The following is a 21,179-nucleotide window of genomic DNA, read 5'->3' on the forward strand; positions in this document are numbered from 1 at the left end:
ATTGATCAACCAGCTCGGCGGGAATCGCCGGCAGTTCCCTCAGCGGTGTCTTTTTCTTGGTAGCCATACATGCTCCTTGAGCAACATGTTAGGCCCCAAACACAAAATTTATGACACTCCCCGGGACAGGGGCAAAACTGCCTCGTGCAATTTCAAACCCTGAGTGCCGGTCTACCCAAAGCGCCGATGAGGCACCCGGGAATCCGAGGGTTTAGTTGACGATTCTGATGCGTCCGAAAGCAAAGAAATTGTTGGTCGTCAGTTTATGAGATGCTATCTCTCGTTTAACGCTGATCGGTCAGATTCTGCTTTTGACTGGAAGCGGCCAATAGGTAGAATGATTGAATATCAGTATTCTCGCCGATGCTGATTGTGAGTCGAGTGAGCAGCAGGGCGCACCGTACTTTGACGCTTAGTAGTGTGCCTGCCCTATCGAAAATTAACGCCTGTGCCTAACGCGGGAGCTGTGATTGAGTGAAGTGCTCAGCCTTTTGGCCCTTATATTGCTACCGCTATTAGTACCCACAATAGCCATCGCGGGAATTTTAGGAAGAGGGCCTTGGCTTTTCGACCGACTCAGATCCACTCTAACTTTAGACGAGGAAAGTGGTCTTTCCGAACAAGGCTTATTGTGGATTTCAATTCTGTCACCATTTTTATACTTTCTCGCTCTTGGAGCAGTTTCTTGGGCCGGGTACTCCATATCTTTGACAAGTGAAGGGCTAAAGGTATTCGTATCGATCAGCGCGCTTCCTTTAGGAGTGCTATCTATCGCACTACCATTGTCCGTTCTTGTATCTCGCCTTCACGCGACGAAGCAAACTGCGAAGCAGATTAAGATTACGCAGCAAAAAAACAACATCGACCTCTTTCATTCCCATCGAAAAGAATTGTTTAGCTATTTCAGCCAAATAGGGGAGGTTGAATATCTTGATTGCATAATAGGAAAATTTAAAGTACACCCGCGGGTGCATAAAGTTTTTTTCACCGGTAAGCCTGAGAGGGGAATCCCTCTTGTAAATGAAGACGCATTCGAGGACATTGAAAGAGAATTGTCTTCGGCCAGATGGCAACTCGATGCGGTTATCCGAGATAAAAATCCTCAACTTACCTACAGTTTCTATATCGCCAATTTCTGCAGCACAATTTATCGATTAAGCCAGAAGCTCGGGTTGCCAGAAATTTATGTTGAGCTAGCCCAAAATAGCCTTCTTGTCCCCACTGTGTTGAACGGCGACAAAAAAATGGAATTATTAACCGTCGGTACAACGACAAATGAAGCCGTTGCCGCATTTAGATATGCTAAAGATTACTTCGCTAACCTCTGTGATTTTGCTGGGCGAGAGTCAAAGGCTTTAGATGATGATGAACTAATATACATAGATATGGGCGGAAAATTCAGGACGATAAAAACAGAGAAGGTTATCGAACGGCTGCATAAAAATGAAATTCAGCAGGCTATTTCGGCAAAGGCATAACAGGCATTTAAATGGGCCACGGCTCACTGGGTTGGGCCTATGCACTCCCTGACTAGTTGAAAAGCAACGTAACGTTCGTGTCCGAGAGTTGGATGTCTGCAAGAAGTCGAAATCGACTCGTTGGCGACGACTGCTCAAGGCCGTCTGCGGACGCTCTTCCGCGCTTCCAAGGGACTTTCGTACGGCCATTGTGAACTTGATGATGCGCCAGAGGTCTTGGAGTAGGCGGAAAGTCGGACCTCTTTTGTCGTTCACCAGTAGAAACGGCAACTGGACGGCGTGCCGAACTCACTGCTGTCCAGCTTGGATTCAGACTGACGATCCTGGCCCTTCAGGTTTGGCCCTTCTGGCGTGCTCTGCCTTTTGTCATTGGGCCAACGTTCGGCTTCGAGGTCAGTAGGCTGCCTTAAGCTGGCCGGGAATAGCCGAGGCCCTTGCTTCGCAATTATTTTTTACGTTTGCGATAATGGAATTGTGCGGCCCGAGGGCGCCAACTCCATTATGCGATTCGCTTGATCCGCTCGGACATCCGTGTGTAGAGCCACTCATATTTCTCTCGAACCTTCTTATCGGTCGCGCGGTCCAGCTCCTCCTTTGCTCGGCGAGCTACAAGCTCGTACAGTTGAAGTCCCGAGTACGGCCCAGTTGAGGCATGAGCTTCACGGGAGGAGACGAAGTGGGAGATAACAAATGGGTCTAAAAATAATTTATTGTCCTCATTGAAAATTCCGTCTATTGATAGGCGGTGGAACGCCTCAATGTCTGGATCTAGGATGATCCGCGGAGGTCCACCGTTCGTCTCCAAGATGTACGCGCGGTTCAGTGCTGGACCAAAAATCACGTCGTCGTCGTGGTATAGGTCTCCAACGGTGACGGCCCCCCGGATAAAAAAGCCCATCACGGCGGCGCCCGCTACAACCGCGCACAACCCGCGAAGCGTTCTTTCTATATCGGATTCGTCATACGGCATGCTCACAGCCGCACAATCAGAAAACGCGCTGAGCTTCCGATCCCCTGCAGCGGACAGCTTATCGATAAAGCTCAGTTTTAAGAGCCTTGGTAAAAGTGAAAGTTGCGCGATTTTGTCGGGGTCGCTCCCAGCAAGCTCGATTTTTGATTTCCAGCCCAAAGTATCGAAGAAAATCACCATGCGCCGCTCATAGCGGACTGGGTGGAGCAACGTTGCTAGATTAATTTCTTCCATCTACCATTCCATAGAGCTGCGTAATTATTTCTGGCTATTTTTATCCTTCAACTACTTTAACTCTATCGCGTTATCCTACGGCAATGGCCAAGAAAACGCGATTCGAGTGGAGCCAAAAGAGCGGTCTTTCAGCATAGACTGCTTCGGGCCATAAGCGGCCCCTTTGGGGCTGAAAGTTGCCGATACAATGCGCGCAAGACGGATTTGAAAGTAGGTTTCTAATCGGGGCAATGCACCCTGCTGTCTCACTGCGCTCCATCGCTCATCTCATGGTCTTTCGTGCTTTCGACATTTCGTAGCCAATCGGTTTTGGCTTGAATCGCGGCTCTTTATTAATACGACGCTGTTCGGAGCGCAACCGTTTATAGTCTATCTCTCCGAGCACGTAGTAGTCGCTGATTCCACCTTTCACACGCACAACATCGCGTGCGTAGTCCCGATTTGCCGGAGCGCGAATTCGGCTGTCGCCATATTTTCGATTGTTTGCCTGAATTACGAATGCGTGCAGATCGTTCGCCGTCGATTCGACCAACGAAGCAAATGTCTTTGTGTCAGGATTCCATTCCAGAGCAAAGAGTGCATCGACAGCTCCCCGCAGCACATGTCTGTGAGAAATGTTTGTGAGGTCGCTACATATTAAAGGAGAAAAGTGGAAGTTTCGGTGTTCATACAACGTTGGTTTCGCCTTCTGCCCAACTGGTGTGTGAAGTCTGCCCTTCTTGCCGAGCAACTTTCGAAGTTGCAGTTTCTCGCCATGCGCAGGCTGGAACTTTGACTGAAGAACGACGACATTGCTCGCGTAACCGGGCCAAAAAGTGGTCAAAGAAACGAGACAGTCGTTCCGGAGGTTTTGTGTTGCACGATCTCTGTGATATTCAACGCCCGCCAGCATTGAGATACCGTTTGAAGCCAATTTGCGCGCCGCACGCAGAGCCCAACGCAGTGGAACGCTTAACTCAGGCATCACGATGTAGTCTGGTTTAATCCGCTCTTTCATAATGCGATTGAGCAAGGCATTGAATGCGATGTAACGCGAGACTGAACGATCTTGCTTGCCAGTGGCCGCCGCCTCCCACTGGCCTTCTGAAGTCTCAACGCTCGTAACGGCGATCCGAATGCGCGGCCGAGACTTACCTGGAACCTTGAAGCGCCTGACCGCGGCGTCTTCACCGTCTTTGCTAAAGCCGAAGGGGGCCGGTGACACGACTTCGGCACCCCGAAGAGTTCGTATCGCGGTCTTGAACAGGATTGGGTCAGACAAGACTGCAGGTGCCACTAAACCAATTTCATCTAGTCTCAAAGGCCGCGTGGGAAATGCGAGCGCAGGCCAATATGGCTTTTTAAGTTCTGTTGCCTCTAATCGGAAACGGCGCACAGCGCCAAGCCTTAACTGCCGCCGAACTTCCATCTCGCGCGGGACCTCCGGCCCAACTTCATCAGATTGCTGAGTCTGAAACCAATGCTCCTTATAAGGCCTCCTTCCCCAATCTGCCAGTAAAACGCTTTTCACTAGAGATTGCAGCGTTTTGACTGTGGATGGAATTTTAATGTCCCTACAGAGCGTCTTCAGGCTTCGGAGGACTCCGAGATATCCTGGGCTAATTGTGACTGTTCGAAGTGTTGCCGCCTGCAGCCCTGCTTGAAGCAGTGCATTTGCGTACTGCTGGAGGCACAGATGAAATAGTTGCTTATAATTGCGCTCGCCTAGTGTCGTCGTTGATAGCAAAAGATCCGCGAGCGAAGTCAAATTGGCTATTAACTTTTTCGCGTCCTTAGTATCTCCGCAGCTGAGCATAAGTCCGAATACACGGGGAATATAGCCGAAGAATTCGAAGAAGCCCACCGGAGTCACGACGTGGCGACTGACTAAGCCGTAGAACTCATTCCTTAAAACTTGCCAGGTTGCAGGTTGCAGATCTGCGGCGTACGTTTCAATGTCGCTCAGTAACAACGAGAAACCTAGCCGCCTGACCGAAACGACATCCGCTTTTCGGAGGGCATCTGCCTGAAGTGCTGCACTGGGTGTTGCCAATAATGCGCGAGAGGCCATCGCAATACCGCTCTCGGGTACGGCCGGCAAGAGACGATATTCACTGGACTGTTGTCGGATCTGATCTCGAATTTGGTGTACGAGGTCAGATCCATGGGCCGAAGACAGGAAGAATATCTTTTGCTTGACTCCTGCGAAAACAAGCTCGGAGTCTTTAGCGTAAGGAAGTTTGAGGGATAGCGAGCCAGGGCCGTCTTTGTTTCTTCTAACCTCGACAAGGGGTGCCATTTTTTCGGCGATGCGTTGTGTCACCTGTTGAGCGCCGCCTTCATCCGGAGATGCCTTTAAAACCAAAAAAATATCGTCAACATATCTACCATAATAGATCGGTTTCAACTTTCTGACCGTCAAGCGATCAAATTCGACCAGCAGGACGTTCGCAATGATCTTCGACGCCGATAGTCCTACTGGAATCGCGCCTTTCGGCCTAGTCTTAAAATCAGGCGTGCTTTGGTACCAGGTGCTCATTGCAGCGAGCAGCTGTTCTGTAAATCGTCGCTCGGTAGGAGAAAGGGACAATTGCAGAGCATTTAGGAAAGCTGGACGTAGAAGAAAACGTGGAGAGGCTCGGTGATAGAACTTTTCAATGTCCATCGTAATGGCCAAAATGCTCTTATCGGACGCCAGCGCCGTGTCCATAGCTGAAAGTCCCTTCTCGCGCCAATCTCGGTATGCTGAGAAGTAAGGCGCGAAAAGCCCGGGCGTTGAGAGGTTGATGCTTGGTAAGCCCACCCTAGCGTCTGCAGGCTCTCGATATGTGCGCCTTAGTCGATTCCCGAACGAGGTACTTTGATCAAGTGAGGCATCAAAGAGGTGGCCGACAAACATGATCCACAGGGCGGACACAATTTGAAAGTCAACGGTCGGACGAATAACGAGGCGGAGCGTGGCGCGAGCTCGGTTTCCTGCCTCTTCGAATCTGTGCTGCCAGTCTCGGCGAGGATCAAGGGCGCGAAAATGTCCTTCAATTTCAGTATCCCAAGCGCTGCAATCCACTGACTTTGGCAGGTAGGCGTAATCTCCGATGAACGACAAATCGGTTGACCAATCTGACTTTCTCTTCAGCAATCGGCATCGCAATTTTTTAAGATTTTCATCTAAATCTTGCTCGTATTTCGTGAATGACAACGCATGGAAGTGGGTGTTCTCGTAAAAAGCCTCGGCCTTTGCCTTGCGGTAGGCGACGTAAAGATTGGCGAGGCTAAACATCTCAACTCGCAAGACTGGCATTGCTTCCTCAGTTCTTTCAGACAGACTTATTGCATGAGATCGCCGGTCACTTAGTCTGCGTGCTTTCGGTTTCCAGCTCTTGGTTTCAGAATCTTATAGCAGCTACGAAATTATGGAGCTGAAACTCCTCATTGGGGTCCGTACTTGCAGGGCGATTTTGAGGGGCAGCAACAATTGCGCAGTATGCGATGGTCCCTGCCTCGCGAGTGGCGCGTTCGGATAAAAGCACCAGCGGAAGCAGACGCTTGCTGATGTCCGTCCCAATACCCAGTTGCTAATCTATCCCTCTTTTTCCGACTGGAGTCGCTTCAACCCGTATACTCCTCCGACTACCACCGCTAACGGTAGCCCGGTGTGGAAGCCGGAAAATTCGTCGGTGTTGACCTCTTGGTCAGCACGCCTTCGCGCGTCCAATGGGCGGGCCTTGGCAGGGGTGCGCCAGTCGTACGCCGGTTCCGACGATCCGGTCTTCCAACCTTGTCCTGTGCCCGCCCGCCCCATTTGGAAGTGGGGCAGCGGGATTTCCATATCGTCGGAGTAAGTCCATGCAATCCCACCCCCTCACCGAAAATCCCTGGTCCGTTGACACCAACCCCGAACACGGCCTGGTTCCCCTTTCGCACCTTTACAACATCGACCGCGCCCGATACGCCATCGCTTCGATCGCTCGCCTTGACGGAAACAGCGCCTCTGAACCGGACGCTACCGGCGCGCAGCCGCTGGACGCGTGGACCGTGGCCGCATTGATGGGCGGCGTGGAAGGCCTGTGTGACCACATGGGCGCCATGACCGACGCCATGCTGGAATCGGCACGAGTGTGCGCACAAGACGCCGGTCGCGCCGACCCCACGCACGACGCGCCAGCATCGATGCAGTAAGCGTGAAAACGGCTCGGGCTTGGCGCAATGTGCGACAGGCCCGAGCCATTAGATTTCAACGAAAACGTGCGCGATCTGAGGCGTTAATCGCTCCGCGGCGTCACGATTCACCCACTTGCATGTGCTGACCGCGCCCATCCCCCGCCGTCACCAACGCATAGTTGTACCCCTGCCCCGACCAATACCGCGCCAGCAGCTCCCCATCCCTGCGGCTCCCTTGCGCAAGAAACTGCCCCCCCGGCCCAGGCGGCCGGATATAAAACGTAGCGCGCTGCCCCGCGTTCTCATAGATAACAAGCGCAGCAGGCCCCTGATCGGTAGCCAACAAACGCGCAGCAACAGGCCTAAACCCGCTATCGCTCAAATTCGGCAACCGCTCGGCATGCGCAAAATACGCATCCAACCACCCCTGCAAATCCCCTGCATCCGCACGTACATCCGGCTGCGGCGCATCCGCAGACGCAAACAACCGATAAGCCTGCATCGCATCTTGCATCGGCAGCACCCGATTCGCCATAGCCGTATTGCGAGCACTCCATCCCGTAACCCCGCCAATCGCCACCGCCACAACAAGACTAGCCGCCATCGCCATCCGCCGCCGCGTGCGAACTCTTAGCCCCGCACGCACCGCAGCAGGATCCAACGCAGGATTACCCGGCAGACCATCCCCGCCAGCCCCTTCCCGCAGCCGCTGCGCATCCCGACGCCAAGCCTCCAGCTCCTGCGCCTCATCAGGATGCGCCCGCAAATACGCCTGTAACTCCTGCAATTGCGACGGATCCAACTGTCCGTCCACATACGCATTGCGCGTCAGATCATCGATAGAGCGTTCTTTCATTTCAATATCCTCAGACGAGCCTCGCCGGCCTGACCCTCATGCAATTCGCGCAAGGCACTCCGCGCGCGGGACAGGCGCGACATGACGGTGCCCAGCGGTACGTCTAAAACATCGGCGACGGCCTTGTAGCTCATGCCTTCCACGCTGACGAGCCACAGCAGCGTGCGCTGCGCCTCGGGCAGGCGTTCGAAGACATCCAGGGAAGATCGCGCGATGACTTCGCGCTCGGCCGACGGCGCGGCGGCGTCGGACCCAGCAAACCATGACAGCAGCCGCGCGTAGCGGCGCGAGCGGCGTTGGGCGTCCAGGAACTGGCGGTACAGGATTGTGAAGAGCCACGCGCGCACGTCGCCTTGCGGGCGGCGGCCGCGCCAGCGGGTTAGCGCTCTTTCCAAGGTGGATTGCACCAGGTCGTCGGCCGCGACCGCATCGCGCGTAAGGCGCAGCGCAAAACGCCGCAGGCGCGGCAGTAGTTGGCGCAGCATGGCGTCGGAGAGTTCTTCCGCTGGCATCTCGTCGTCGGTGGATGCCGGCGCGTCGGGCGGCACGCGGACCGGTTGAATCATGGCGGGTTCCTGGGACAGGCCTGCGCAACCAGCTTACAGGTCAATGCAGTAAGACGCCGCACCGGCGGGTTTATTCCATCGCGGAATAACTTTTTTCGCACGGCGTCCTACAGGGGTATTCATCGCCCCATGGGCAAGGAGCCTTATGCAACAAGGATCTGACCGCAACGGCCCGCCGCCGGGTCAAACGCCACCGGGAAGCCAGCCGCCGGGCCGCTTGCCGCCGAATCGCCAACCGCCGGGTGCACGGCACCAAGACGGCCAGCCCCCGAAAGGCCGGAGCCAGACGCCCCGGCCACTCACCGCCCCGCAAACCCTCCTTCGCCTCACCGCAATTGGCGCCATCGTGCTCGCCTCCGGCGCCGCGTTCGCCTACGTAGGCGGCTGGCTCGACCCTCAGCGCCTGACCCCAGACCGCGTGGTGAACGCCCTGGAAGCCAACAGCGGCGTCCACGAGGGCTTTCGCCGTAACCACGCCAAAGGCGTCTGTGTGATCGGCCGCTTTGAAAGCAGCGGCGCCGCCCACGACTTATCCACCGCCTCGGTGTTTGCGCCGGGCAGCACGCCGGTGGTGGGACGGCTCGCCCTGCCCGGCGGCAACCCTTACGCGTCGGACTCCAGCGTCCCGATCCGCAGCTTTGCCTTGATGTTCACGTCGGCCAATGGCGAACAGTGGCGTACCGGCATGAACAGCATGCCGGTGTTTCCGCTGTCGACCCCTCAGGCGTTCTACGATCAGCAGCTTGCCGGTCGGCCCGATCCCAAGACGGGCAAGCCCAATCCGCAGCGCATGCAGGCCTTCTTCGCGGCGCATCCTGAAGCGGCGGCGTTCCTTGCGTGGGCCAAGACCGCCAAGCCTTCGGCCAGCTACGCCACCGAAGACTATTACGGCCTGAACGCTTTCTACCTGATCGATGGGAACGGAAGGCGGCAGCCGGTGCGCTGGCAGTTGGCGCCGTTGGACGCGGCGGCGGCGCCTCTCGCGCAGCCGGGACACGATGCGGACTATCTGCAAACCGATCTGCAACAGCGCCTGACGCAAGGGCCGTTGCGCTGGCGTCTGCTGCTTACGTTGGGACAACCCGGCGATTCAACTAACGACGCAACCCGCCAGTGGCCGGCGGACCGGCCGACTGTCGACGCCGGCACCGTGGTGATAACCAGCAGCGCACCGCAAAGCGACGGTCCCTGTCGCGATGTGAACTACGACCCGACCGTATTGCCGCAAGGCATCGCTGTTTCCGACGACCCGCTGCTGGCGGCGCGTTCCGCAGCTTATGCGGCCTCCTATGAACGCCGCACGGGCGAAGGGCCGCCTAAAGCCGCCGCTGCGTCATCCCATTCGACTCAACCGGAGCGCGCCCAATGATCCCGTCGCCTAATCAGACCCGCCGGCCGCCCGCCACGTTCAGCCTATTCGCACGCGTGCTGCATTGGTCGATGGCGGCCGGCATACTCGCGATGCTGTTCATCGGCGTGGGCATGGTGGCGTCGGTGTCCGAGCGGCATCAGTGGCTGGTGCAGATCCATAAGCCGTTGGGCTTGGCGCTGCTGGCGCTGGTGTGCATTCGGCTGGCCAGGCGCGTGTTCAAGGGCGCGCCCGCGTTGCCCGCTGATCTGCCGGCCTGGCAACGCCATGCGGCGCTGGCCTCGCATATCCTGCTGTACGCGCTGATGTTCGCGATGCCGTTGATCGGCTGGGCGATGCTGTCAGCGGGCGGCTATCCGGTCGTGGCGGGCGGTTGGCAGTTGCCGCCCATTGCGCCTGCGGATGCGGCGCTGTTCAGTTGGCTACGGGGCGCGCATCGCTATCTGGCCTTCCTGCTGTTCGCGACGGTGCTGCTGCATCTGGCCGCGGCGTTGTTTCATGGCTGGGTGCGGCGGGATGGTGTGCTGGAATCGATGACGCGGGGGCGTCCGGTGTCATCGCGCTAACGTGAGGAATGGGCCATGTGAGGCATCCTCCATGGCCCATGCGATCGAAGCGCAAAGGGGGTGACACGAATTCAATTCGGCCTCCACGTCACGCCATCCTTCGTCCGATACTTCGGCGTTCCCGTGCAACACCCGCCAGCCCCAAGCGCCTGCCGCCCGATGAACGCCGTCACGCCGCCCTTCTCTTCCGTCAGCGATTGACTCAAGCATGACGTCGGCAAGGGGTAGAAATCGCCTTCCAGCACCAGCGTCCAGCTCACGTTCTCGCCTTCGGCTGGATCTACCCGATACACCTTGCAGTTGTGCGCAAGCAGATGAATAGGCTTTCCCGCGAGCACGCCCTTGAACTGATGCTCGGCCGGCGCCTCGCGCGTAGCGATGGTTTCAGCGGTGAGCTTCGACCCCGCCGGCGGTGGCGGCAGCGAGGGTTCGCATGCGGCAAGCAGGCTGGTCGCGCTTAGCGTCATGGCGACGCGGCGGGCGGAATGCTTCAGCGATGGTGTCATTTTCTTGGTGGCCATACTCGCTCCTTGGGCGACATCTTAGGCCTCAAGTACCGGATTCACGCCAGACGGACGGCCGCAAAGCCTAGAACCCGTACCGAAGCCGCCCGCATCACCCAATCCGACCTGTTTCGCCTTCACCCCTATAATAGGAACCATTCCCATTAACAAAGCCCGTCCGATGTCCGCCAAGCCCAGCGCCAGTCCCGACGCCGGTATCTCGACGATTTACCGTGACCACCATTCCTGGCTGCATGGCTGGCTGCGCCTGAAGCTTGGCGACGCGCATCGCGCGGCGGATCTGGCACAGGACACGTTTGTTCGCCTGCTCTCGGCCAATTCCTCCGCCCAGACCGAAACCGCCCTGCGCGAGCCGCGCGCTTACTTGCGCACCATCGCCAACCGCCTTCTGGTCGACCATTGGCGCCGCCAGGAAATCGAGCGCAATTACCTGGCGGTGTTGCAGACCTATCCCCAACAACATTGGCCGTCCGAAGAATCCCGCCTGCTGATCCTGGAATCGCTGGAGCAGATCGCGCAGATGCTGGGCCGGTTGAAGCCTGAGGTGCGCGAGGTGTTTCTGCTGGCGCAGATGGAGGGCCATACCTGCCCGCAGATCGCGCGTCAGGTGGGCAAGTCGGTGGCGACGGTTGAGCGCTATCTGGCGCAGGCCCTGCAACACTGCTATCGCCTGGTCTATGAGTGCTGATCGCGTGGCGTCGGCCAAGCCCGGCGCGGGTGTGGATGTCACTCTGAACGGCGCGGGCGATGCGGCGGTGCTGGACGCCGCCATCCGTTGGCGCATCAAGCTGCAATACAACACAGCGGACGCGTCGGCGTGGCGCGCGTTCGATGCGTGGCTGGGCGCTAGCCCGGCGCATGCGCTCGTTTGGGAGCGGTTGCAGGCATTGAGCGCTCGTTTGCAGCGGCCCGCCATAGACATGCCTCCTGAAGCCGCGACGCGGATTCTTCGGCAGACGGGTACGGCGCAGGCGCTGCGTTCGCGGCGCAAGGCGTTGATGTCGCTGGGCGTGCTGGCGGCGGGCGGCTGGATGGCGTGGCAGGCGCGCGATGCGCAGCTGGTTCAGCATGCGCTGGCGGATGTGGCCACGTCGCGCGGCGAGCGGCGGCGGGTCGTGTTGCCGGACGGCGGCACGCTGGTGCTGAACACGGATACGGCGGTCAACATCCATTATGGCGATCAAGCGCGCAGGATCACGTTGCTGGCCGGCGAGGTCTATCTGATCTCCGGCAGCGACCCGCTGTCGCGTCCGCTGTTTGTAGAGACGCGCGATGGTCAGGCGCGGGCGTTGGGGACGCGCTATCGGGTACGTCAGTGGGACGAGGCCAGTGAAGTGTCGGTGGACGAAGGCATGGTCGCCATGCTGCCGCGCGACGGCGGCGACGAGGCCGCAAAGACACTGCAGGCAGGCGAATCCGCGCGGATGACGCGTCAGAAGGTATTCAGTGCGGGGCCAACCGATACCCGCGTGATGGATGGCGGCGCCTGGGTCGAAGGCGCGCTGTCGGTGCGGGATATGCCGCTCGCCGCATTCCTGCAGGAACTGTCGCGTTATCACGGCGCAATCGAATGCGACCCCGCCGTGGCGCGGCTTAGCGTATCCGGCGTGTTTCAGCTGGACGACACGCACAAGGTGCTGGCGCTGCTGCGTCAGATCCTGCCGATCGAACCGCAATCCGGCCGCCTGTGGTGGGGCGGGCGCGTCACGCGGGTGCGGGCGCGCGCGTGATGGACAACGCCCGGTAAAAATTATTTGAGGGGATCGGCGAATTCGTTCGTCATACCGCTTGAAGCAGTGCGCACTGCCCAAGATGGACCGACCCTCATTGGAGTAACCCTTTCGTGAAGACCTACCGACACCCGGACGCCACGGCGCCGGGCGCCCGGGCTTGCATGCGCGCCTGCCCCACCCCTTCCCTTGCCGTTCTCCTGCCGCTGGCGGCGGCGCTCGGTCTGGCCGCGTTGTCCGCCAGCCCGACGACTGCGCGCGCTCAGACAGCGCCCGCCGCAAACGCGCCCTCTGCCGCGTCGCGCGCCTATGCGATCGCGCCGGGTCCGTTGAATGACACGCTGGCGGAATTCGCCAGGCAGGCCGGGATTTCGCTGGCGTATTCGTCCGCGCAGTTGAACGGTGCGCGTAGCGCGGGCCTGAACGGCCAGTATGGCGTGGCAGACGGTTTGCGCGCCTTGCTGTCTGGCACGGGTTATCGCGCCGTCAATGTGGATGGCGGCATCCGCATCGAGGCCGAGCCGCAGTCCGCGGCCAGCACGCTGGCGCCGGTGCTGGTGACGGGCGTCTTCAATGCGACCACCGAGAACACGAACTCCTACGCGGCCCGGGCGGCGACCATCGGCAAGACGGAAGAGGCGCTCAAGGACATTCCGCAGTCCGTCACGGTGATCACGCGCCGCCGCATGGACGATCAGAATCTCTCGACCATCAGCGAGGTGCTGGAGAACACGACGGGCGTGACGATCAGCGAAGTGGCCGACGGCGGCCGCAATTTCTATTCGCGCGGCTTCAAGATCACGAACATCCAGTACGACGGCGTGCCGCTGTCGCGCAGCTTCTACGCGGTGGGCAACAGTTTCACGGGCAGCACGGCGTATCTGGATCGCGTCGAGGTATTGCGGGGCGCGCAAGGCCTGATGGAAGGCGCGGGCCAGCCGGGCGGATCGGTCAACCTGGTGCGCAAGCGGCCTACGGCCGAGACGCAGGTGCTGATGGAAGCGCGCGCGGGCTCGTGGGATCACGTGGGCGGCATGCTGGATGCGGGCGGCGCGCTGAACGCCGACGGCAGTCTGCGGGCGCGTGCGGTGCTGGACTACGACACCAAGGGTTCGTTCATCGACGTGGTGAAGGAGCGCAACACCAACCTGTACTTTGCGCTGGACTACGACGTGTCGCCGCGCACGACGGTGGGCGCGGGTGTGCTTGTGTCGCGGGTGCGGTCGACGCCCTTCTTTGGCGGGCTGCCGCGCTACAGCGACGGCCGCTCGCTGGACCTGAAGCGCTCGACCTTTCTGGGCGCGGACTGGAACCAATGGGACCGCGACGAGACGCAGGTTTTTGCCGACCTCACGCACCGCTTCAACAGCGACTGGCGCTTGAACATCGCGGGCACGTACGTGAAGGAAAGCAGCCTGACGTCGGCACTGGATGCGACGGGGGCGGTGGACCCGGTGACGTTGATGGGGCCGATGCGCAACGCCTGGAACTACGACAAGTCCGCCGAGCACTTTGGCTTTGATGCCACTGTGAACGGCCGCTTCACGACGTGGGGCATGGCGCAGGACCTGACCGTGGGCGTGAGCATGTCGCGCCTGAAGTCCAGCGATCGGATCGAATACGCGTCCAACTACCTGCCGCTGGATGTCTTCAATCCGGATCCGCATGTGCCCAAGCCCGAGAGCTTTCCGGATTCGCAGCGGCTGTCCCGCTATGACCCGCACGTGCAGAAAGGGATCTATGCGCAGTTGCGCAGCAGCCTGACGGACGACCTGACGCTGGTCTCCGGCGGTCGATTCAGTTGGTTTGAAAGCCGCTACACGACGCAGGCCGCAACGTGGAGCGACGTGAGCACCGCGAAAGCCAGCGCGGAGTTCACGCCGTTCCTGGGCCTGGTGTACGCGCTGACGCCGCAGTGGTCGGCCTATGCCAGCTATGCGGATATCTTCGAGCCGCAGACGGCCACCACGCTGGACGGCAGCGTCCTCAAGCCCATCGTGGGCGCGAACTATGAAGTGGGCATCAAGGGCGAGTTGATGGACGGCAGGCTGAACACGTCGTTCGCCGTCTACCGCATCGACCAGAAGAATCGCGCGGTGCAGGATTACGAGGCCGGACCGGTCTGCAATGGCGGCTATTGCTCGCGCGCGGCGGGCAAGGTGCGCAGCCAGGGCTTCGAGGCCGAGATGAGCGGCGAACTGGCGCCGGGCCTGCAAGTGGCCGCGGGCTATACGTTCAACAGCAACAAGTATCTGAGCGACCCCGAGCGCGAGGGCCAGACCTTCAGCGAAGAAACGCCGCGGCACATGCTGCGCGTGTGGAGCGAATACCGCCTGCCGGGTGACTTGAATCGGTTGAGCGTCGGTGCGGGCGTCAATTGGCAGAGCGCGCTGACGAACACGATTTCAAACGTGCGGCGTCCTTCGTATAGCGTGTGGAACGCGCGCGTTGCGTATGACCTGACTTCGCATTGGACCGCGGCGGTGAACGTGAACAACCTGTTCGACAAGGTCTACTACGAGTACCCGGGCTATCTGGAAAACCGCAACAACTACGGCGCGCCGCGTAGCGTGCTGCTGACGCTGCGGGGAAGGTTCTGACGCGTTCGTTGCGCAATTGAAAACGGCCTGCCGTATGTTTCGGCAGGCCGTTTGCTTTTCGCGTGGTCAGGCAACGTTGGCGAAGCGCCTTTCCAGGTACGCGATGATGTCGTTGGATTCGTACATCCAGCGCGTGCCGTCGGCGTCTTCGATGCGCAAGCAAGGCACCTTCACCTTGCCGCCGCCCGCCTGCAATGCGGCGCGCGCTTCGGGGTCGTTCTTGGCATCCTTCAGCGCGACCGGCACATTGAGCCGATGCATGGCGCGGCGTGTCTTCACGCAGAAGGGGCACGCCTGGAATTGATACAGCGAGAGCGCGGCCGCGTCGGCGTTGACGGCGGCCTGGCCTTGCGGCGAGCGCTTCTGCGGACGCGGACGGGTCAGTGCGTCGCCCAGGACAATGATTTGACCCAGGCCGACACGCAGGGCTTTGACGAGCATGAATGGGGACTCGGAATGGTGAGAGAGGGTGTCAGTCTACTCTGTGCGGCGGGGGCGGCGCTTGTGGGATGCGGTTTGGCAGCGGGCGCGGTTTGGCGCATTGCATGAACGCTCACCGCGATATCATGCGCTGGCGCTCTCGCCCAGGCCCTGTTCAGCCGGATGGTTGGCAGGCGTCGATTTGCCCAATATCTAACCCATAGAGGAACCAAGACCGATGACGCTGTCTCGCCGCGTGCTTGCCGTTGTGTGTGTATCTGCGCTGTTTGCCCCGCTCGCCGCGTTGGCGCAGTCGCCCACGGACAAAGCGCTACAGGCCGAAGCGACAGCCATGAGGGAGCGGCATCGCGCAAACACCGACAAGCTGTTCGACCAGGCTCGCGAGGCATGCATTGGCAGCATGTGACCGAGAAGGGATACGCGATGACGGTGGGCCAAGGCAAGCACAAGTTCGATACCGCCGATCTCGGGCCGCTGTTCCAAACGACGCACGGTGCGGTCGCATATCAGGTGATTCCGGTGTGGCCCGGAGAATACCGGCTCAATCGCATTACCTATCACCAGCCGCGCACGGCGTTGCCGGATACGGATGCGCGCGCGAAATCGATGGATTATCTGAAAGACCTCGGCATGGCGACGCTGACGGAGACGGCGGACGTCGATTTCAAGAAGACGGGACCCTGGACGCCGCTGCCGCCCAGCGAGGATATTCTGGGCTCAGGCTGCGAGGTCACGCTGCGCTTTGGGAACGGCTGCGATGAGGCTGCCCGGGAGTATCGCTGGGTGGAGGAGGCCAAGCGCGCCGTCCCGGAACGCGCGGCAGAGATGGTGCCCGTTGCCGGCGTCAATACGGAATTGCTGTTTACGCCGTTGGCCACGATCACGCTGAAAGCGGGTGATGTGGTGCTGATGGATGGGTTCAAGATGCCGGATGATCAGCCAGTCATGGTCAAGGATTCGTGCGGGGTGTTGGCGCGGGAATGGGTGTGTTTGCTGGAGTCGATGACGCTGGAGCGTCTGCCCGCCAGCATTGAGGATTTTCGGAAGGCGCGTAGTGCTGCCACTTTTCAGCTGCCGAAGCTGGATGCTGCGCTGCAGGGGCTGGTCTATCGGGAACCCAAGTATTTCTTCGATCCGGCGGCTGGGGCGCCGAATCGGTTTGAGATGAGCAAGGAAAGCTGGAAGTAACGCGGGTCGCAGTTGGCGGGGGCTTCCATGGCCCGCTGGAGTCAAGGGCGATACGATGGCCCGAATAAAAAGGAGAGACGATGGAAGATAAATCGTACCGAGCACGCATGGTCCCTGAGCTGATGGTTAAAGACCTCGCGCGTAGTCGGCAATTCTGGATCGACTTGTGCGGCTTCGAGGTCGTCTATCAGCGCGATGAGGAGGGGTTTGTTTTCCTTGACCGCGAGGGCGCACAGTTCATGCTCGAAGAGGTTCGCGGCGACGACGGCTGGGTCACGGCACCGCTTGAAGCACCGTTGGGTCGTGGTGTGAATTTCGAGATCAAGGTGAAGTCGATCGACGGGCTGTGCAGGGCGTTGCGGGATGCCGGTTGGCCGTTGTACCGGGAGCCCGAGGAGCGATGGTACAGAAGCGGGGCAGTCGAGATTGGCGTGCAGCAGTTTTTAGTGCAAGACCCTGATGGCTATCTGTTGCGCTTTTCGGCTTGGATTGAAAATCGCCCGTTGTGAGGCGCGAGACCCTTCACATTAAGTGCGGCCTTTGCATCTGACACGGCGAATGTTCTTTGGAAGATTCGCTGTGTTTCTCCTCGTCCGATTTCAGCTGCGGTAAGTGAAATGGCGGGATAAGCTCCTTCACAATGAATCTCCTGGCAAGCACGAGAGACTGGTTGGTGAAAGGACGAAAGGTGCATTCCATGGTTAGCCGAGGGCACAGGTAGCACGGCTTTGATGTTCCAGAAACCTGATCCCACGATGGCCGAATTTCAGGCCGCTCTGCTGCGCAGCGTGAAGCAGGCTGCACGAGGCCAATACGTTCGCGTGCACAAGCCTGACGACATTGCGCAACGCCGCGGTCGGCCTGAGGGCAATACCGCAGCAAACGTTAGGTCTGTGCCACCTCATTCCCATTCAACGTCCGAAGCCGCCTCAACTCCGGAAACCACCGCATCCACAGCGCGGCGACCGCAATCGTGCCAACCCCGCCGATCACCACGGCGGGCACTGCGCCAAACAATTGCGCAGTGAGCCCAGATTCAAATTCCCCCAGCTGATTCGACGCGCCGACGAATAAGGTGTTCACGGCGCTGACCCGCCCCAGCATGTGGTCGGGTGTATTCAACTGCACCAGCGATGACCGCACAACGACGCTGACCGCGTCTGCCGCACCCAGCACGACCAGCGCGGCGATTGACAGCGGAATCGAGGTCGACAACCCGAACACCGTGGTCGCCAGCCCGAACACGATAAGCGACCCGAACAACAGCCGGCCGACGTTTTCGCCGAGGCTCAATCGCGCCAGCGTCAACGACATCAGCGCCGCACCGCACGCAGGCGCCGCACGCAAAGCACCAAGCGCCCACGGACCTGCATTGAGAATGTCTTTCGCAAAGATCGGCAGCAACGCAGTCGCCCCGCCCAGCAGCACCGCAAACAAATCCAGCGACAGCGTGCCCAGCAGCAGCCGGCGCTGGAAGATGAAGGTGATCCCGCCAAACAGCGTGCGCCACGTGGTCGGTTCCTTGCGGGGTGGCGCGCGTTCGATGACGAGGGTGGCAATGGCGATGAAGGCCATCAGATACAGCGCGGCGGCGACGCAGTAGATCCACCCTGCTCCGAGGCTGTAGCCAACGCCGCCGAGCGCCGGGCCTGCGATCTGCGCGATCTGGCCGCCGGATGAGGACAGCGCGGTGGCGCGCGGGAGCCATTCGCGCGGGACGACGGCGGGGATCAGCGTGGAGAGCGTCGGCGCTTCGAAGGCGCGGGCCGAGCTCATGATGATGATGGTGGCGTAGATGAGCGTCTTGCCGCCGACGCCGTGCAGCGCGGCGATGGCGAGGACGAGGGTGGCGAGGGCTTCGAGGGCCATGCAGATGGCGACGATCTTGCGGCGGTCGTAGCGGTCGGCGACGTGGCCGACGACGAGCGTTAGTGCGGCCATGGGCAGGAACTGGGCGAGGCCGATTAGACCGAGGTCAAGCGCGCTGCCGGACAGCGCGTAGATCTGCCAGCCCACGGCGACGGAGACGATCTGGAATGCCAGCGATGCCGCGACGCGGCCGCAGAGGAAATGCAGGAACGGCGGACGGGAAAGCGGACTGGGCGTGTCGGCGGACATGGTGGGCGTGGCGCGGGGGGAAGCGCCGATTCTAGGCGAGGGGCGCTGACGGAGAGCTAAACCGGGATCGGGGGCGTCAGCGCGCGGCCGGACGGGCCTTTTGAGCTGCCGGTCGCGTGTCGCTCATTGGGGCGCGGCAATGAGGGCGGGGTCACGGCCCGCCGCAAAACAAAACGGCTTCCGGCGATACCGCCGGAAGCCGTCGGGTACGTTCAAACCGCCGTTACTCGATCGACACGAGTTCGGCGCCTTCCGTCACCTGATCCCCCACCCCATAGAACACTTCCCCCACCGTACCGTCGGCAGTCGCAGAAATGGTGTGTTCCATCTTCATCGCTTCCATCACGAGCAGCGGCTGGCCCTTTTCGACCTTGTCGCCCGCCTTGACCGAGATCGAGATGATCTTGCCGGGCATGGGCGCGGCCAGGCCCGCGCCGTGATCGCCTTGCGTGTCCTGCGAGTGCGTCAACGCGTCATACAGCTCCAGGACGTGCGAGCCGTCCTCGCGGAAGACGTAGGCGCGGTCCCCATGCAGGACGACGGTGCCGGCGCTTTCATGGCCTTGCAGCGTGATGCGCAGGCCGTAGGCCAGGTTGGGATTGGCGCTGGCGTGCGAGCGCCACAGGAACGGCCGCGCGCCGTCGCCGGTGTCCAGCGTCCACGCACCGCCCTGACGGGCCACGGTGACGTGACGGGTTTCGCCGTTGTCGGTCCATTGCAGGTGGCGCCGATACTGGCCGCCTAAGCGCCAGCCGTCGCGCGCGTCCCACGGGTCGGTGGGGCCTTTGCCCGCGCCCTGCGCGCCCGGTTGTGCGAGGCCTTGCCGCACCAGCACCGCAGCGGTGGCCAGCGCCAGCGCGTCGGCGTCGGCGGGTTGCGGGTCGGGCAGCAGCGTGGCGCGCTGGCGTTCGATGAGACCCGTATCCAGATCAGCGGCCGCAAAGGCGCTGTCCTTCATCAACCGCGCCAGGAACGCGACGTTGGTCTGCACGCCCACCGCCTGCGTCTGCGCCAAGGCTTGCAGCATGCGGGCGCGGGCCTGGTCGCGATCGGCGCCGTGCACGATGAGCTTGGCGATCATCGGGTCGTAGAACGGGGTGATGGTGTCGCCCATGCGCACGCCGCCGTCGACGCGGATGTCGCCGTTGGCAAACGCGGTGTGCGGCGGCAGGCCCAGGTAGGCGAGCGTGCCGATGGACGGCAAAAAGCCCTTCTCGGGGTTCTCGGCGTAGATGCGGGCCTCGATGGCGTGGCCGTTGATGCGCAGGTCTTCCTGGCGGGCGGGCAGCGGCTGGCCGGCGGCGACGCGCAGTTGCCATTCGACGAGGTCGTGGCCGGTGATCATTTCGGTGACCGGGTGCTCGACCTGCAGACGCGTGTTCATTTCCATGAAGTAGAAGCGGCCGTCGGGCTCGGCGATGAACTCGACCGTGCCCGCGCCCACGTAACCCACGGCGCGCGCGGCGGAGACGGCGGCCTCGCCCATGGCGCGGCGGCGTTCTTCGGTCATGCCGGGGGCGGGGGCTTCTTCGATCACCTTCTGGTGGCGGCGCTGAACGGAGCAGTCGCGTTCGAAGAGGTACACGCAGTTGCCGTGCGTGTCGGCGAACACCTGGATTTCGATGTGGCGCGGCTTTTGCAGATAGCGTTCGATCAGCACACGGTCGTCGCCGAAGCTGGACGCGGCTTCGCGCTGGCACGAGGCCAGTGCATCGAGGAACGCGCCGGGGGATTCGACGATGCGCATGCCCTTGCCGCCGCCGCCCGCGCTGGCCTTGATGAGGACGGGATAGCCGATGGCATCGGCCTGCGATTTGAGGAACTGCGGGTCCTGGTTGTCGCCGTGGTAGCCGGGCACGAGCGGCACGCCGGCTTTTTCCATGAGGGTCTTGGCGGCGGACTTGCTGCCCATCGCGGCAATGGCGGACGCGGGCGGGCCGACGAAGGCGATGCCGGCATCTTGCGCGGCCTGGGCGAAGGCTTCGTTCTCGGACAGGAAGCCATAGCCGGGGTGGATGGCGCCGGCGCCGGTGTCGCGCGCGGCTTGGAGGATGGCGTCGGCGCGCAGGTAGCTGGCGCGCGGCTCGGAGCCGCCGATGTAGACGGCCTGGTCGCAGGCGGCGACGTGGCGCGAGTTAGCGTCCGCGTCGGAATAGACGGCGACGGTGCGCAGGCCCATGCGGCGAGCGGTGGCGGCGACGCGGCAGGCGATTTCGCCGCGGTTGGCAATCAGCACAGTATCGAACATTGCGTTATCCAAGCTGAGTTTGTTTGTTGACAGCGGTGCGGCGAGGGCACTGCCGCTAAATTTCTAACAACCGTTCCCCGCCTGCGCCGGCCCTATCGGGGGCACCGCGGATCCGGCTCCGCCGGTCCGCCAGTGCCGCCTCCTTGAGGGG

General features: G+C 60.7%; 18 protein-coding genes. 10 read left to right on the forward strand and 8 right to left on the reverse strand.

From position 1 onward, the window contains the following. Nucleotides 1-470: 470 nt before the first annotated feature. Nucleotides 471-1,478 (forward strand): hypothetical protein, encoded by a 1,008-nt coding sequence (locus MHZ91_RS17880; RefSeq protein ID WP_239215004.1) that lies wholly within the window; start codon nucleotides 471-473, stop codon nucleotides 1,476-1,478. A 499-nt stretch (nucleotides 1,479-1,977) separates the two neighbouring features. Here the strand turns inward: MHZ91_RS17880 and MHZ91_RS17885 are convergent, their stop codons facing one another. After that, entirely contained in the window at nucleotides 1,978-2,682 is a 705-nt protein-coding gene (locus MHZ91_RS17885; RefSeq protein WP_239215005.1) for a hypothetical protein, read from the reverse strand. 262 nt (nucleotides 2,683-2,944) lie between these two features. Beyond that, entirely contained in the window at nucleotides 2,945-5,941 is a 2,997-nt protein-coding gene (locus tag MHZ91_RS17890; protein WP_239215007.1) for an RNA-directed DNA polymerase, read from the reverse strand. 566 nt (nucleotides 5,942-6,507) lie between these two features. Here MHZ91_RS17890 and MHZ91_RS17895 point away from each other — a divergent pair. Then, nucleotides 6,508-6,840 (forward strand): hypothetical protein, encoded by a 333-nt coding sequence (locus MHZ91_RS17895; protein WP_239215008.1) that lies wholly within the window; start codon nucleotides 6,508-6,510, stop codon nucleotides 6,838-6,840. Between the two features lie 100 nt (nucleotides 6,841-6,940). On the opposite strand, the gene MHZ91_RS17900 is transcribed toward MHZ91_RS17895, so the two are convergent. Further along, nucleotides 6,941-7,678 carry an anti-sigma factor gene (locus tag MHZ91_RS17900; protein WP_239215010.1) on the reverse strand — a complete coding sequence of 246 codons (738 nt, stop codon included), beginning with the start codon at nucleotides 7,676-7,678 and terminating at the stop codon, nucleotides 6,941-6,943. Continuing rightward, on the reverse strand, nucleotides 7,675-8,190 hold the full coding sequence (locus MHZ91_RS17905) for a sigma-70 family RNA polymerase sigma factor (protein ID WP_239215081.1): 516 nt from the start codon (nucleotides 8,188-8,190) through the stop codon (nucleotides 7,675-7,677). Before MHZ91_RS17905 ends, MHZ91_RS17900 begins: the two co-directional genes overlap by 4 nt. A 388-nt stretch (nucleotides 8,191-8,578) precedes the next feature. On the opposite strand from MHZ91_RS17905, the gene MHZ91_RS17910 reads away from it, so the two are divergent. Continuing rightward, on the forward strand, nucleotides 8,579-9,613 hold the full coding sequence (locus MHZ91_RS17910; RefSeq protein WP_370647835.1) for a catalase family peroxidase: 1,035 nt from the start codon (nucleotides 8,579-8,581) through the stop codon (nucleotides 9,611-9,613). Then, nucleotides 9,610-10,179 (forward strand): cytochrome b, encoded by a 570-nt coding sequence (locus MHZ91_RS17915; RefSeq protein WP_239215012.1) that lies wholly within the window; start codon nucleotides 9,610-9,612, stop codon nucleotides 10,177-10,179. The genes MHZ91_RS17910 and MHZ91_RS17915 overlap by 4 nt, the downstream gene beginning before the upstream one ends. Before the next feature lie 71 nt (nucleotides 10,180-10,250). Here the strand turns inward: MHZ91_RS17915 and MHZ91_RS17920 are convergent, their stop codons facing one another. Next, nucleotides 10,251-10,700 carry a hypothetical protein gene (locus MHZ91_RS17920; RefSeq protein WP_239215013.1) on the reverse strand — a complete coding sequence of 150 codons (450 nt, stop codon included), beginning with the start codon at nucleotides 10,698-10,700 and terminating at the stop codon, nucleotides 10,251-10,253. Between the two features lie 163 nt (nucleotides 10,701-10,863). Between MHZ91_RS17920 and MHZ91_RS17925 the strand changes: the two genes are divergently transcribed. From MHZ91_RS17925 to MHZ91_RS17935, 3 genes are all read left to right on the forward strand, one after another. Beyond that, nucleotides 10,864-11,391 (forward strand): sigma-70 family RNA polymerase sigma factor, encoded by a 528-nt coding sequence (locus MHZ91_RS17925; RefSeq protein ID WP_175137014.1) that lies wholly within the window; start codon nucleotides 10,864-10,866, stop codon nucleotides 11,389-11,391. Further along, nucleotides 11,381-12,433: a FecR domain-containing protein gene (locus MHZ91_RS17930; protein ID WP_239215014.1), complete on the forward strand. Its 1,053-nt coding sequence runs from the start codon at nucleotides 11,381-11,383 to the stop codon at nucleotides 12,431-12,433. The genes MHZ91_RS17925 and MHZ91_RS17930 overlap by 11 nt, the downstream gene beginning before the upstream one ends. A gap of 113 nt (nucleotides 12,434-12,546) precedes the next feature. After that, complete coding sequence (locus MHZ91_RS17935) at nucleotides 12,547-15,033, forward strand: TonB-dependent receptor (protein ID WP_239215015.1); 2,487 nt, start codon at nucleotides 12,547-12,549, stop codon at nucleotides 15,031-15,033. Nucleotides 15,034-15,099: 66 nt separating this feature from the next. Here the strand turns inward: MHZ91_RS17935 and MHZ91_RS17940 are convergent, their stop codons facing one another. Then, nucleotides 15,100-15,474 carry a glutaredoxin gene (locus MHZ91_RS17940; protein WP_175137016.1) on the reverse strand — a complete coding sequence of 125 codons (375 nt, stop codon included), beginning with the start codon at nucleotides 15,472-15,474 and terminating at the stop codon, nucleotides 15,100-15,102. Nucleotides 15,475-15,691: 217 nt separating this feature from the next. Between MHZ91_RS17940 and MHZ91_RS17945 the strand changes: the two genes are divergently transcribed. From MHZ91_RS17945 to MHZ91_RS17955, 3 genes are all read left to right on the forward strand, one after another. After that, a complete protein-coding gene (locus MHZ91_RS17945; RefSeq protein WP_239215016.1) occupies nucleotides 15,692-15,880 on the forward strand; it encodes a hypothetical protein in 189 nt (62 codons plus the stop codon). Next, entirely contained in the window at nucleotides 15,862-16,662 is an 801-nt protein-coding gene (locus tag MHZ91_RS17950; RefSeq protein ID WP_239215017.1) for a hypothetical protein, read from the forward strand. The genes MHZ91_RS17945 and MHZ91_RS17950 overlap by 19 nt, the downstream gene beginning before the upstream one ends. Nucleotides 16,663-16,742: 80 nt before the next feature. Further along, nucleotides 16,743-17,171, forward strand: a complete 429-nt coding sequence (locus tag MHZ91_RS17955; RefSeq protein ID WP_175137018.1) for a VOC family protein — start codon at nucleotides 16,743-16,745, stop codon at nucleotides 17,169-17,171. Between the two features lie 376 nt (nucleotides 17,172-17,547). Here the strand turns inward: MHZ91_RS17955 and MHZ91_RS17960 are convergent, their stop codons facing one another. Continuing rightward, the gene (locus tag MHZ91_RS17960) at nucleotides 17,548-18,780 is read right to left on the reverse strand and encodes an MFS transporter (protein ID WP_239215018.1); all 1,233 of its coding nucleotides are present in this window, start codon (nucleotides 18,778-18,780) and stop codon (nucleotides 17,548-17,550) included. Nucleotides 18,781-19,003: 223 nt separating this feature from the next. Beyond that, entirely contained in the window at nucleotides 19,004-21,028 is a 2,025-nt protein-coding gene (locus MHZ91_RS17965; protein ID WP_239215019.1) for an acetyl/propionyl/methylcrotonyl-CoA carboxylase subunit alpha, read from the reverse strand. Between the last annotated feature and the right edge of the window lie 151 nt (nucleotides 21,029-21,179).

It is taken from the genome of Achromobacter sp. ACRQX, from assembly GCF_022346505.1.
GTDB classification, from domain to species: domain Bacteria; phylum Pseudomonadota; class Gammaproteobacteria; order Burkholderiales; family Burkholderiaceae_B; genus Achromobacter; species Achromobacter animicus.